Source organism: Pirellulales bacterium (genome assembly GCA_035533075.1).
Taxonomy (GTDB): Bacteria; Planctomycetota; Planctomycetia; order Pirellulales; family JAICIG01; genus DASSFG01.
Map to the genome: position 1 here is coordinate 1 of DATLUO010000052.1, position 12761 is coordinate 12761.

Consider the following 12761-nt stretch of genomic DNA (forward strand, 5'->3'; position numbering starts at 1 on the left):
GAGTCGCACCCGGCGCGCGGAGCTTATGAGGCTCCACTGAGCACTGGCCCACCTGCGTCAAAGTGACCAAGGGGAGACTCGAACTCCCACGCCCACGAGGGGCCGACGTTCTGAGCGTCGTGCGTCTTCCAGTTGCGCCACTTGGCCAAAGCGACCCGTGCGGGAGTCTAACCCGCCTTCCGAGCTTGAGGGGCTCGCGTCCTGAACCGATAGACCAACGGGCCAAGTTGTGTTTTCGAGTGCGCCGGGCAGGAGTTGAACCTGCAAAGCCCGAAGGCGGGTGGGTTACGGCCACGTGAGCTTGCCAATGCCCAACCGACGCATGTTGTCGAGTGGCGCAGGTCGGAGTCGAACCGACAGGTCACCAAGGTTTGAGCTTGGCCGCTTTGCCTGTTTGCGTACCGCGCCGCGATTTCTAAAGCGTCCCCGATGGGATTTGAACCCACGATCTCCACCGTGACAGGGTGGCGAGCACTCCAGGCTGCTCCACGAGGACGAGCTGTATTCAAGTGGCCCAGGTGGGACTCGAACCCACAGCATCCCTGGTTCTAAGCCAAGGTGGTCTGCCGTTAGCCGATCCCCGATCAATAAAAGTGCCCTGCGAGAGTCGAACCGGGCACCGCCGCGCAGCAGTGGTCGGCCAGCTTGGAAGGCTGGAGCCTTTGCCGCTCGGCCAAGGGCACGTCAAGGCGGAAGGTGGGAGAGTCGAACTCCCAAGGCATTGCTGCTCGACCGCTTTCGAGGCGGCTGCCATCGCCGGTTGGCTTGCCCTTCCGTTTCTGTCGAAGCTGCGGTGGCAGGAATCGAACCTGCGTCAGGGCGGTTAACAGCCGCCTACCCGTACCAGCACGAGTTCCACCGCAATCGAGTCGGCGTGGCCGGATTTGAACCGGCGCTCTCGTGCTCCCGCGACCACCAGCATCCATGCCGGCGGTGCCCGGCGGAATCCCAGGCTTTCCTACACGCCGCTAAAGAGCACCCAGCCGGAGTCGAACCGGCACATTCTGCCTGGCAGGCAGACAGGCATCCGCTACATCATGGGTGCTTGAGCGATCACCAAATTGTCAAAGATCGAGAGCACCGGACCACGCTGCGCGCGGTGCCCGGAGTCGAACCCACGTTGCCGCGTTACGGGTGCGGTGTCTTCGCCGCTAGACGACCAGTGCCTGTTTGCCTCAAGTGGGACCAGACGGGCTCGAACCGTCACCAGCCTGGTTAAGAGCCAGGTATGCTGCCGCTAACACCTTGATCCCGTGTTGTTTGTTTGCCGCCTCTCCGCCAAGCCAGTCGGCACGGAAGGAATCGAACCTTCGACCAGGGCCTTATAAGAGTCCCGCTCTGCCACTGAGCTACGTGCCGAAAAGCCAGTGGGGCCGGAGGGAGTCGAACCCTCACCCTTCCGCTTAAAAGGCGGATGCGCTGCCGTTACGCCACGACCCCATGTTGCCGATCTGGCGTATGCGTTTGAGCCGCTGTAGTTGCCGCATGTCTTGGTCTCCCCGACCAGGCGGAATAGCCGCTTTCCTACGTTCTGGTTTCAAGTAGCTCGTCGGGGAGTTGAACCCCGGTCTCCGGCTTGAAACACCGGCATCCTGAGCCGCTAGACGAACGAGCCCTGTCTTTGTCAGTGGGTCGGGAGGTGCTCGAATCCTCGTTTCCTGGTTTTCAGGCAGGTGCTAAACCGTCTCAGCTACCGACCCGTGGTTGGGCGCCAACGAAAAAAGCCCGGTGTCTTGTGACACCGGGCCTTTGAAAAGCCTTGTCTCGCCAGAACGGCCGAGCGTCACAAGCGCAACGGATGCGCGGGGAGCGAATTCGCCGGTTGACCGGCAAATAAGCACGTCCCTATGCGTTCGTTGGTGATGCTTGGCCGTTTGGAAGTCATTGGAAATCTCGTTGGCCCGCTTGGGGCCGTCGTTAGAAGCGGCGCAGGCCGACCACACGATCAGCTGCATCCGCTAGGTTATACCTTCATAGACGCGGAAGGTTTCAATTGGTTCGCTTGAATTCTTCAGCTTGCATAAACGACGAAGCCTTTCGCACCCGCGGTCGGCGATGTATTCGCGGCCCGAACAGAATCCGAACACTGCCTTCGACCGTGGCCACTGGCCCGCGGATCTAATGGCCTGCACTACCCCCCGATCCGCGACACAGAGGTTTTGTCCGGCGTCGCCCAAGACCGGATCGACGCTATCGTTCGATCGACTCCTTTGGGCCGGATCGGCCACGGCGAGGACACCGCCAACGTCGTGTTGTTCCTGTTGTCAGTGGAATCGAGCTTCAGTACTGGGCAGACGCTCGTAGTCTGCGGCGGGCGCGTGATGTTGCCGTGATGCCGGCATGCCGGATGGCTCCGTCGTCCGGACGGGTGGCGGGGGCCGCCGCAAGGCGCCGCTGGCTCGACGGCCACAATTCCTTCGACTATAGTGGCGGCAGAGCTGACCAAGGAGAGACTTGTACCGAACACGGTTCCTCTTGGGGAGCTTGGGAAACGGAACGCATGGATCTTGGCCTGAGCGGTAAAATCGCCTTTGTCACCGGGGCGTCGAGCGGCATCGGCGCGGCCACGGCCCGCCTGCTGGCCGAGGAAGGCGCCGACGTTGTCCTTGCGAATCACAACAACGTCGTCGGAGCTGCCGCCACCGCACAGGCTGTGGCTGGCGCGGGGCGAAGGTCTTGGACGGTGCGGCTCGACATGGCGGACCCGGTCTCAGTCGATTCGGCGCTGCGCGAAGTCGAAGGCAGCGTGCCCGGCCTCGACGCCGCAATTCTCTGTGCGGGCACGAACGTCATCAGGCCGCTTCTGGATGTTACGGCGGACGAATGGAACGAAGTGATCCAGGTCAATTTGAACGGCATGTTCTATGTGCTGCGCGCGGTGGCGCCGCTGATGCGCGACGGTGCGTCGATCGTGACGGTGGCCAGCGTGGCGGGCCACACGGGCGCCGCACACCACGCCCACTATGCGGCGGCCAAGGCAGGCGTGATCAACCTGACCAAGAGCGCCGCCAAGACGCTGGCCCCAAGAGTGCGCGTCAACTGCGTCGCTCCCGGACTGACCGAAACCGAAATGGGCAAGCAAGCCATCGCCGAGCAGGACCGTGATTACCTGGCCACGAAGCTGTTGGCCCGACGGATGGCTTCGCCCGAAGAGATTGCCCGCTCGATCGTCTTTCTGGCCAGCCCGGCCGCCAGCTTTGTTTTCGGCGCCACGCTGGACGTCAACGGCGGGAGGGAGTTGCGTTAGTCTTGCCCGTGCAGGGCCGTGCCCAGGTGCGAGCCTTGCATGATGCCGGCCAGGAAGAACCGCAAGCGTCTTGTAGGCATAGTTGAACAGCGATACGGAAGCAACTCACGCGGTGGCTGGCTGTCCGCGTGCATTTACCCTTCCTCGGCGCAGCGCGGTCCGGCCATCAAGGTCTCCTCACTGGCCGCGTCGGCGTATTGGGAAAAATGTCGTTGAAACAGCCGGCCAAGCTTGCGGGCCGTCCGGGCGTAGGCGTTGCGGTCGTCCCAGGCTCGTTCGGGCGACAACAACCTTTCCGGCACGCCGGGGCACGCCGTCGGCACGTGCAGCCCGAACCACGGCTCTTCCACCGTCTTGGTGTGCGAGAGGTCGCCCGCGTGGATCGCGTCGACGATGGCCCGCGTGCTGACCAACGGGATGCGCGAACCGCTGCCGTGCGATCCGCCGGTCCAACCCGTGTTCACCAGCCAGGCTTCGGCCCCGTAGGTCCGCATGCGCTCGGCCAGCATCTCGGCGTACTTGGTTGGGTGCCAGACCAGAAAGGCGGCGCCGAAGCAGGCCGAAAACGTGGCCTGCGGCTCGGTGACGCCGTGCTCCGTCCCCGCCACCTTCGCCGTGTACCCGTTGATGAAGTGATACATGGCCTGCGGCGGCGTAAGCCTGCTGACGGGCGGCAACACGCCGAAGGCATCGCACGTCAGCAAGATCACGTGCCGCGGATGGCCGGCCAGGCAGGGAATCTGGGCGTTGGGGATGAACTCGATCGGGTAGCTGGCCCGCGTGTTTTCGGTGATCGACGCATCCGAGTAATTCACCTCCCGCGACAACGGATCGCAGGTCACATTCTCCAGCACCGAGCCGAAACGGATGGCCTGATAAATCTGCGGCTCCTTTTCAGCCGAAAGGTTGATGCACTTGGCGTAGCAGCCCCCCTCGATGTTGAACACGCCGTCGTCGCACCAGCAGTGCTCGTCGTCGCCGATCAGCTTGCGGCCGGGGTCGGCGGAGAGCGTGGTCTTGCCGGTGCCGGAAAGACCGAAAAACAGCGACACGTCGCCCGCCGGCCCCTCGTTGGCCGAGCAGTGCATCGAGAGCACGCCCTGCTTGGGCATGAGGTAGTTCATGATGGTGAAAATGCCTTTTTTCATCTCGCCGGCGTATTCCGTGCCCAGCACGACGAACTCGCCGCGCTCGAAGCTCAGGTCGATGCTGGTCTTGGAGGTCATGTGCCGCGTGTGCAGATTGGCCGGGAACTCGCCCGCGTTGAAGATCACGTAGTCAGGTTTGCCGAAGTCGGCCAACTCGTCGGCCATGGGCCGGATGAGCATGTTGTGCATGAAGATGGCATGGTATGGCCGGGCACAGATCACGCGGACTCTCAGCCGGTACTTGGGATGCCAGCCGGCGAAGCCATCGAACACGAACAGCCGCGGACGGAAGTTCAAAAAATCGATGGCCCGCTCGCGGTTGGTAAGAAACGTCTGTTCGTCGAGCGCGATGTTGACATCGCCCCACCAGATGTCGGGCGAGCTGCGCGGATGGTCGACGATGCGTTTGTCTTTGGGGCTGCGGCCGGTTTTCGTGCCCGACCGCGCGATGAGCGCGCCCGCGGCGCTGAGGGCGCACTTGTCGGTCTCGATGGCCACTTCATAGAGCCGGGCCGCCGGCGCGTTGCGCCACACTTCGGCCACCGAGATGCCGTACTGACTCAGATCGAAATTATCCTGCATGCACGTCCTCGTCCCACCCTACGACTTTTTTGCGCCGTTCGCGGTGAACCAATACCGTCCGGAGGTCCCGCGCTCGACGTGTTTCTCGACCGCCTGGCGCGCGGCGAGCGCGGCGCTCAGCTCGGCGATCGCTCGCTCGACCGACTCAGATTCAGCGTCGTCCAGCTCCCGTTTGCCGAAACGGACGCGATAAAACGCCTCGGCAATGCGCCGCGGCAGCGCGCCGGCCGGCTGCGTCAAGGGCGACTCGGCGAGGTGCCCGCCAGTGGCCAGGGCAAACTCGAGCTGCGTCTGAGCGGCGACGCGCGGCATGTCGTAGCGGGCCAGCAACGACTCGAACTGCTCGTAGAACTCGACTCGCCTCGCGGCGCGCCGAAGTGCCGCGGGCCGACGCTTTCGCCAGCGGCGCACGCGACCTGCCAGCATGCTGGCCGCCTTCCACGAACCGACGCCCGCCAGCAAGGATGTCATCGAGATCAGCAGTCCCTGCCAACTCAACAGCCCGTGAGAAAGGCCGAGCCGCTGTTGCAACACCTCGGCCAACCAGCGGCGAATCTCTTCGCGCCCTTCTTCATCAGTGAGACTGTGCAAGGCGCTTTCCAGCCGCTCCAGCAACGGCTGGTAGATCGCTTCTTGTTGCCGCCGCGAATCCATGCCCAACACGTAGTTGGTCCAGACGAGCTGGGTCAGATCGAGCAACCGCCTCAGGGCGCCGATTCCAAAGCTGTCGGCCAACTCATCGTCGCCGGACCGGGAGGGTGTGGGATCGAGTATCAGCCAGGCGCCGTGGCGTCTCGCTTGCGGATGATCGAGCAGGTTGTGCCGCAACTCCTTCGGCCCCACATAGGCCTCCACCCAGGCGTGCGCGTGCAACTCGCGGACCTGGTAAAGGCGGTGGACCGGGTCCCACTCACCTCCTTTGAAGCCCAGCGCCAGCCGGGCCGGAATATTCAGGCTGCGGAGCATCAGCGTCAAGGCGCTGGCGAAATACTCGCAATGCCCCTGGCGGTTCGTCACCACAAAGTCTTCGACCGGGTCGGTGCCGGGTGCGCGCCGCACCGATCTCAACGAGAATTGGAATGCGCCTTCGTCGCGCAGATGACCTTCCAGCGCCCGCGCGATCAACTCGGGCTGCTTGTCCGGCACGTTGGCCGCGACCGCCGCGGCTGCTGCCCGCAGTCCCAATAACGGGTCGCTGCCGTCTCGCTTCCGCGGCATCTGCAAGGCGGCATCGGCGTCAGGCTCTCCGTCGGCCGGCACCCACATCTGAGCAATATGGTCGCGAAAGGCCGTCGTCAGCAGCTCGTAGGGGAAAATGCTGTCAATGTCTTTCGACCGCACAAGTTGCTCGGTGTCGGGCGAGTATCGCAGGTCCGTCGGACCGGCCGCAAAGGCCGGCAGGACGGTGAACAGAATGCGGTCGGTGCGGGCGCCGATCGTGATCTTCTCCCGCACAGGCTGCGGCTCCTTAGGCAAATCGTCGGGCAGGCGCGGCAGAGGAAGCGTCTGCCCTCGAAGAGCGCGTTGACGAAGGGGTTCCCAACGGCCGCGCCCATAGCGATACAACAGGCTGCCGCGAAAGAGAGCGGAATCGCCGCCCACGCGATAACCTTCGTTGGGTCGAGCGTCATCCGTGAACTGGACCTGCATGACCTCTTCAGGGTTCTCATAAACTTCGCCCAACTGACCGAGACTGACGCTTTCCGAGAAGCCCACGCTGGTAAAAGGTATGACACCGCTCGGACGCCAAGGCCCTTTCTTGCCCCCGCGAGGCAGCCCAAAAAACCAGATCAGCGAAAAGACGAACGTCCCGGCGGCCAGCCAAATCATCTGCCGCAAGAAGGCCCAGCCCAACCCGCTCTCGAACGAGGCCGACGACTGCCACACTTGCCGCGAAGCGCGGGCCCGTGCCCGCGGCCCGCGGCCTGCGCCGTCACCAGCCGCAGCCGCCGGCTCCGCCGGCCCGCCAGCGCCCTCTTGTTCGACATGCTCCCGAAAGACCACGAACAAAGCCATCGTGAGCAAACCGACGAACATGTAGACGGGCAGCAGCAGGCCGAACGAAACACTCAGGTTGAGCGCGGTGGCCACCGCCACTTGCAACAAACTCAGCAACAGCAGCAGCCAATAATTGCGAACGCTTTTCTTGCGATACAAGAGCACGAACTGCAGATAGATCAGCAAGTTGGCCAGCGACAAGAGCTGACCTTCCGAGGCGTACGTGTTCCAGTCGCGCCAGGTGACGGCCAAAGCGATGACGCCCGCCACGTTGGCCACGAACGTGTTGAGCTGCAGCCAGCCCTTGATATCGGTCAGGTAAACGGAGCTGACGGAGACGATCACCGCCAGCACGGGCAACAACACGTTGCGTTCGCCCATGCCCAATAACAGCGTTCCCAGCGCGGTGAGCACCGCCAGGCTGATTTGCAGCCGGCGCTCGGCCCCGGCGCGCGCAGCGACCCGCACGGTGCGACGCGGCGGCCGACCGTTCAGGACACTTGAAACAGCTCGCTGAGGCTGCTGTCGCTGGAATTGACCGTTTTCAATCTGGAGAGCCATTTTCGTCGTTGGCCATCATGGCACAGAAGGGCGAACCGACGCTCATCGTCGAGATCAACCGTTCGAGTGCTCACAATCAGGGTCTGTGTGCCGCGTCGTATGCGGTCGAAGACGTTCGACAGCGTCTGCGGCAAGGTATCGTCCGAGGTCGCTTCGCTGGAGGCGAGCTGGCACATCACTTCTTCCAACAGGGCGGCGGAAGCCGGCGCATCGACCAGCCAGCCAGGACGGCCGGCGATGGCGACGCACAGCCCGCGACCACCCGCGCGGCACAATTCATCGACCAGCGTGGCCACGAAGCTGACGGCCATCTCCACGGCGTCGCTCTCGGCCGGTCCGGGACGGTCGGGTTGCCAAAGCTCGAGCACGACCGCCAGTCCGCGGTCGCGCTGCTGCTCGAACTGGCGGACGACGGGAGTTTGGCGCCGGGCCGAAGTCCGCCAATGGAGCCAGCGGCGGCTATCGCCGCTGCGCCAATCTCGCAAGCCGTAAAAGTCGCCCTCCAAAAAACCTTGGCGGGGCGAGCTGCTGCCGAGCCGTGTTTCGAGTCCGTCCTGCCAACGCCGCCAGCCTGCCGTCAACCGGCCCAGCCGGGGAAACACCAGCATCGTCTCGTAGGCGTCGAAGCGCATGCGATATTGCAAAAAGCCGAACGGAAACCGGCTCGACAACTGCAAAGGGCCGAAGCGATAGCGGCCCCGTTGGGCCAAACGCCCGCGATAGTTTGTGTTGCGCGTGGCACCGGCGGGCACGTAAGAAAACAGGGCGCGCGCGCGGACCGGCCGCGCGCCGCGTTCATCCTCTCGGCAGACGGTATCGGTCGCGACCACCGACCAGGCCCCCAGACGCCGGCGAGCGTTGACGCCGGTCAGCTCGACCACGAGTAAGTCGCCGGCCGAGACCGACTTGGGCAAGCGACGCGCGACTTCCATGTTGCGCAGCATCTTGGTGACCATCCGCCAGTGCATGAAAAAAGCTCCGGCCAACAGGCCGAAGAGCACCATCAGCAGGTTGATTTGCCGTGTCAGGGCGCCGGCCAGGATGAAGACGGCGATGCCGGCGAAGCAGGCGCCCTCGAAGGTGAGCGATATGCGAAAGCGGCGATGGGACATGCGGATCTCCTAGTTCGGCACCGCCACGTCTTCGACCAGCCGCTGGATGAGCGCCTCGATCGCGCCGCGCTGGCTGCCGTGCAGGTAGCCCTTGGGTATCACGCGATGGGCCAAGACGGGCACCGCCAGCCGCTTTACGTCGTCGGGAACCGCAAAGTCGCGGCCTTCCACCAACGCCAGCGACTGACAGGCACGATACAAACACAGCGCGCCGCGCGTGCTCACCCCCACGTGCAGCTCTTCGCAGCGCCGCGTGGCTTCGACGATGTCCAGCAAGTATTCATGGAGCGATTCTTCGACCGCCACGTGCCGCGCGGCATGCTGCAAGGCCAGCACCTGGTTGCAATCGAGCACGGGCGTCAGCTCCTCGACCGGCTCGCCGGAGCGATGGATGGCGAGCACTTGCAGCTCGTCGTCGCGATCGGGATAACCCACGCTGATCCGCAGCAGGAAGCGGTCCAACTGGCTTTCCGGCAAGGGGTAAGTGCCTTCGAACTCAAAGGGGTTTTGCGTGGCGATGACCATGAACGGCCGCGGCAGGCGGTGCGTCGTGCCGTCGATCGACACCTGGCTGTCGCTCATGGCCTCCAACAGCGCGCTTTGTGTGCGGGGCGTGGTGCGGTTGATCTCGTCAGCCAGCACGATATTGGCGAACACCGGCCCGGCGCTGAAAAAGAACTCGGTCGTTTTGGCGTTGAACACGCTGCTGCCCACGATGTCGCTGGGAAGCAGGTCGGGAGTGAACTGAATGCGGCAAAACCGGGCCGCAATGCTCTTGGCCAGGGCCTTTCCGACCAACGTCTTGCCCACGCCGGGCACGTCTTCCAGCAGCACGTGCTCGCCGGCCAGCAGAGCCACGATGCACAGCCGCACCACGTCGGCCTTGCCCAGCACGACCTTCGACATATTGGTCTCCAGCTCGCCGACCAGGCTCTGGAGATCGGACGCCATCATGTACTCCGTCTTGATTGTCGCGGAAAAAGGAAGGGCGCAGACCGGCGGCGCTCGGAGCAAAGTGGGCCGCCGGTACTGCTTTGCCCGATACTGACCGGTAGGTTGACTCGACAGGACCCTGGATATAGGGTAACGACTCTGCCCGCCGTCGGCTACCGGGTGCCCTCGCCTAAAAGCTAACTTTTCCGTTTGCGTATCCATGTGGCCTACCGGCCGTGCGGTGGCGGCGTGGCTGACGCGTTTTCCAGCAGCCGCGCCATGGCGCGCAGCCCATCGCCTGGCTTCCAGAGCCCGTTGACCGTGGCGGGCGGAACCGGACGATGCCAGGTGAACTGGCTGGTGTGGCCCTGCGAAGGGCCGAGGGTGACGGTGCCCTGCGCAACCGGCTGCACGGCTCGCTGGGCGGCTTCGACGGTCTGGGAGCCGCCCGACGCGACCGACGAGGCCACAGGAGATGTCGAACACAACGAGGGGGCGTTCAGCTCGACGTCGCCGATCGCCGGGCCCAACAGGAACCACACCGCCAAGCCGCACATGACCAACTGGGCGCGAAGACGGAACAGCCGCTTGCGGGCTGGTGGTTCGCTGGCCGGCGAGTCGGTCGCCAGCCAAATCAGCAAGACCAGCACCCCGACGAACAGCAGGTTCAGCGTTGGCGAAATGTGCCATCCCGCTTCATCGTGACGGATTTGCCGCTGCAGCCAGTGAGAAAGAAACGACTTCGCCGCCAGATAGTCGACGAGCGTTACGATCGCCGACAGGGCACCGACAACCGTAGCCAATTTCGACACACACGCCCTCCCGCCGACTTTGTAAGGCGGCCTTTCCGCCAACTGCAGCAATTCTTCACCCAAGACGGGCGAAGTCAACCGCCAGCGCCGCTCAACGGTCAAATCTTGCGTTATCGCGCGCCGGCGGATCGGCCGGCGCAAAGACGACCGCCTGGCAAAGATGTTGCGCGCACGTCAGCGCAGACGCTGCTGGACCTTTTGGAGCGACTTCTCGGCTTCGATCCGTACAAAAAATCGCTGCCGGCCGACAGCCTACGCAGCGTCGGCAGATTCTTTCCTGTACCGATTTCACCCAATGCCTTTAAGACGATTTTTTGCGGCTCCTCGAGGGTGATTGTGGGGACATTTCCACCCGCGCCTTAAGGGGACATTTCTATCCGCGCATTACACCCTGGCGGCAACCGCCGGTGCTTGCTCGCGGTCCCCGCGGCTGCTAAGCTGATTGGCCGTGCTTGGTAAATCGTGGATGCAGCAGCATTGTTCGCTCTTAGGTGCCACATGAACCCGCAAGTCGTTTGCCCAGGGTGTGGCCAGCGGGTCGCGATCCGCGCATCGCTGTCCAATCAGGAAGTCCGGTGTCCGCACTGCCGGCACATTTTTGCTCCGGCCATCGGTTCGTCGCCGGAGGTTGCCGGTCCCGCCGCCTCCAATCCCTTCTTGCGGCCCCGCCCGCGACCGGAGACAAAGCCGGAGCCGAAAGTCGATAGCAAGCTGCTCCTGGCGGGCGCGTTGTTGATCGCCACGATTTTCCTGCCGTTGTCGCTGTACCTCGCGGTCCGCCTTTCTCGCGCGCCCGCGGCGCCGGTCGCCGCTCGTCCGGCGGAAACGGCGGCCGATTCGCCGGCCCACGCCGCAGTGCTTTCGGGCACGTACACCGCCAACGCTCAGGCCACGCCTGGGCCCAACGGCCCGAGCGCGGCCGCATCGTTGCCAGCCACTGTGGCTCCACCACCCATGCCGCAACCGCCGGCCAACATCGTGGCAGGCCCAACCATGCCGCCGACTTCCCCGCCGCTGCCGCCGGCGGGCGCGCCGGGCACCGGCGACGTTGCCGCGAATGTCGCCGCGTCGCCACCGCAACCGCCGGCCCCGACCGTTGCGCCTGCTCCTCTGCTGCCCATGCAAGGCTCCGCCACGGAACTGGTGACGGTCGTCGAACCATCGGTCGTGGTGGTCGATGTCGGCCGGGGACTCGGCAGCGGGTTCGTTTACGACGAACTGGGAACGATCGTCACCAACTATCACGTCATCGAGGGGGCGAAGAAGGCCGTGGTCCGCTTCGCCGACCAATCGACGGCCGACGTCACCGGCTACCTGGTGATCGCCCCCGGCAAAGACCTGGCGATTTTGCGAATCAACACTCAAGGCCGGCGCATCAAGCCGCTGCGCGTGGCTGCGGAGCATCCGAAAAAGGCCGAAGAAGTGTTTGCGTTCGGCGCCCCGCGGGGCCTGGGAAGCACGGTGACCAACGGCATCGTCAGCGCCGTCCGGCTAGGCACGGAGCTGCGCGACAATTTCAAAACCATGACCGGCGTCGACGTTTATAGCGACCATCAGCACTACGACTTGGACGCCTTCTGGATTCAGACCACGGCGCCGATCAGCGGCGGCAACAGCGGCGGGCCGCTGGTCAACCGCCAGGGCGAAGTCGTCGGCCTGAATACCTGGAGCCGCACCGACGGGCAGAACCTGAACTTCGCCATCTCGATCGAGCACGTGAAGAAAATGATGGAATCGACGCAAAGCGGCGTGCAGCCGTTGGCGTCGCTGCCCAAGCCGCGGCACGAAAGCCACGGCCCGGCGGGCGCTTCGGAAAAGACGCTGGCTTACTGGAATGAGATCGGCAAGATCAATCGTTCGCTGTTCGACCGCCTGAAGCACACGCCTCGTCCGCACGTGCCGTCGCCGAAAAAGCGGTCGCCGGGGTTCTTTGTCAAGCTGTCGGTGTATTACAAAAAGGTGGCCGACTTTTTGCCCGAAACGGTCCATAAGCTGCGCAATCTCGACCTGGTGGGCGTCGATGCCGACCTGGTGCTGTTGGCCACCGCCGACGCCTTGCAGTTGGAACAGACGGCCAACGACCTGCGCAAGCTTTCGATCGAGGCCGAGATCGGCAGGCTCGTCCACATCGTCGATATGGACCAGATTTACAAGAAGTCGTACGGCCGGTTCGACTTCGTCAATATCGGAGCGGCCTACGAAAAGACGCGGCTGATTCTCTCGGCGCGCTACCAGGTTCAGTTCCCCAACATCGCGGCCGACGCCGCGGCGCCCAAAAAGGCCAAAACGGCGGACGACGACGCCGATGCCGACGGCGACGCCAACCGCGAAAAGCAAGCGGCGGGCAAGCTGAAGCTGGCCCGGCAAC

At 64.0% G+C, this 12761-nt stretch carries 8 protein-coding genes and 15 tRNA genes; 2 read left to right on the forward strand and 21 right to left on the reverse strand.

The window, feature by feature from the left end; translation table 11 throughout:
• Positions 1–63: 63 nt before the first annotated feature.
• From VNH11_06610 to VNH11_06680, 15 genes are all read right to left on the reverse strand, one after another.
• A tRNA-Leu gene (locus VNH11_06610) sits at positions 64–147 on the reverse strand.
• 4 nt (positions 148–151) lie between these two features.
• Positions 152–224, reverse strand: a tRNA-Glu gene (locus tag VNH11_06615).
• Between the two features lie 16 nt (positions 225–240).
• A tRNA-Tyr gene (locus VNH11_06620) sits at positions 241–322 on the reverse strand.
• 11 nt (positions 323–333) lie between these two features.
• Positions 334–408, reverse strand: a tRNA-Leu gene (locus VNH11_06625).
• A 13-nt stretch (positions 409–421) separates the two neighbouring features.
• Positions 422–496: transfer RNA gene (locus tag VNH11_06630), tRNA-Asp, on the reverse strand.
• 96 nt (positions 497–592) lie between these two features.
• A tRNA-Gly gene (locus tag VNH11_06635) sits at positions 593–683 on the reverse strand.
• Between the two features lie 7 nt (positions 684–690).
• A tRNA-Ser gene (locus VNH11_06640) sits at positions 691–775 on the reverse strand.
• Between the two features lie 13 nt (positions 776–788).
• Positions 789–863: transfer RNA gene (locus VNH11_06645), tRNA-Asn, on the reverse strand.
• 6 nt (positions 864–869) lie between these two features.
• Positions 870–968 (reverse strand) — tRNA-OTHER (locus tag VNH11_06650).
• A gap of 6 nt (positions 969–974) precedes the next feature.
• Positions 975–1045 (reverse strand) — tRNA-Gly (locus VNH11_06655).
• 135 nt (positions 1046–1180) lie between these two features.
• Positions 1181–1253, reverse strand: a tRNA-Lys gene (locus VNH11_06660).
• Positions 1254–1287: 34 nt separating this feature from the next.
• A tRNA-Ile gene (locus VNH11_06665) sits at positions 1288–1359 on the reverse strand.
• A 9-nt stretch (positions 1360–1368) separates the two neighbouring features.
• Positions 1369–1440, reverse strand: a tRNA-Lys gene (locus VNH11_06670).
• A gap of 102 nt (positions 1441–1542) precedes the next feature.
• A tRNA-Glu gene (locus tag VNH11_06675) sits at positions 1543–1615 on the reverse strand.
• A gap of 13 nt (positions 1616–1628) precedes the next feature.
• Positions 1629–1700: transfer RNA gene (locus VNH11_06680), tRNA-Phe, on the reverse strand.
• Between the two features lie 800 nt (positions 1701–2500).
• Here VNH11_06680 and VNH11_06685 point away from each other — a divergent pair.
• A complete protein-coding gene (locus tag VNH11_06685) occupies positions 2501–3247 on the forward strand; it encodes an SDR family oxidoreductase (protein ID HVA46043.1) in 747 nt (248 codons plus the stop codon).
• Here VNH11_06685 and VNH11_06690 read toward each other — a convergent pair.
• The 6 genes from VNH11_06690 to VNH11_06715 all read right to left on the reverse strand — a co-directional run bounded on the left by VNH11_06690 (position 3244) and on the right by VNH11_06715 (position 10393).
• Complete coding sequence (locus VNH11_06690) at positions 3244–3381, reverse strand: hypothetical protein (protein ID HVA46044.1); 138 nt, start codon at positions 3379–3381, stop codon at positions 3244–3246. The genes VNH11_06685 and VNH11_06690 overlap by 4 nt on opposite strands.
• Positions 3382–4977: a phosphoenolpyruvate carboxykinase (ATP) gene (gene pckA / locus VNH11_06695; protein HVA46045.1), complete on the reverse strand. Its 1596-nt coding sequence runs from the start codon at positions 4975–4977 to the stop codon at positions 3382–3384.
• Positions 4978–4995: 18 nt separating this feature from the next.
• Positions 4996–7443 (reverse strand): transglutaminaseTgpA domain-containing protein, encoded by a 2448-nt coding sequence (locus VNH11_06700; protein ID HVA46046.1) that lies wholly within the window; start codon positions 7441–7443, stop codon positions 4996–4998.
• A 23-nt stretch (positions 7444–7466) separates the two neighbouring features.
• Positions 7467–8648: a DUF58 domain-containing protein gene (locus tag VNH11_06705; GenBank protein HVA46047.1), complete on the reverse strand. Its 1182-nt coding sequence runs from the start codon at positions 8646–8648 to the stop codon at positions 7467–7469.
• Between the two features lie 9 nt (positions 8649–8657).
• Positions 8658–9554 carry a MoxR family ATPase gene (locus VNH11_06710; protein ID HVA46048.1) on the reverse strand — a complete coding sequence of 299 codons (897 nt, stop codon included), beginning with the start codon at positions 9552–9554 and terminating at the stop codon, positions 8658–8660.
• A gap of 254 nt (positions 9555–9808) precedes the next feature.
• Positions 9809–10393, reverse strand: a complete 585-nt coding sequence (locus VNH11_06715; GenBank protein HVA46049.1) for a hypothetical protein — start codon at positions 10391–10393, stop codon at positions 9809–9811.
• A gap of 498 nt (positions 10394–10891) precedes the next feature.
• Between VNH11_06715 and VNH11_06720 the strand changes: the two genes are divergently transcribed.
• Positions 10892–12761 (forward strand): trypsin-like peptidase domain-containing protein (locus VNH11_06720; GenBank protein ID HVA46050.1); only part of this gene is annotated, 1870 nt, incomplete at its 3' end.

Excerpts from the sequence above, each read along its gene's own strand:
- VNH11_06710 (HVA46048.1), bottom strand. The coding sequence starts at position 9,554 with ATGTCGAAGGTCGTGCTGGGCAAGGCCGACGTGGTGCGGCTGTGCATC.
- pckA (HVA46045.1), bottom strand. The coding sequence starts at position 4,977 with ATGCAGGATAATTTCGATCTGAGTCAGTACGGCATCTCGGTGGCCGAA.
- VNH11_06685 (HVA46043.1), top strand. The coding sequence starts at position 2,501 with ATGGATCTTGGCCTGAGCGGTAAAATCGCCTTTGTCACCGGGGCGTCG.
- VNH11_06705 (HVA46047.1), bottom strand. The coding sequence starts at position 8,648 with ATGTCCCATCGCCGCTTTCGCATATCGCTCACCTTCGAGGGCGCCTGC.
- VNH11_06690 (HVA46044.1), bottom strand. The coding sequence starts at position 3,381 with ATGCACGCGGACAGCCAGCCACCGCGTGAGTTGCTTCCGTATCGCTGT.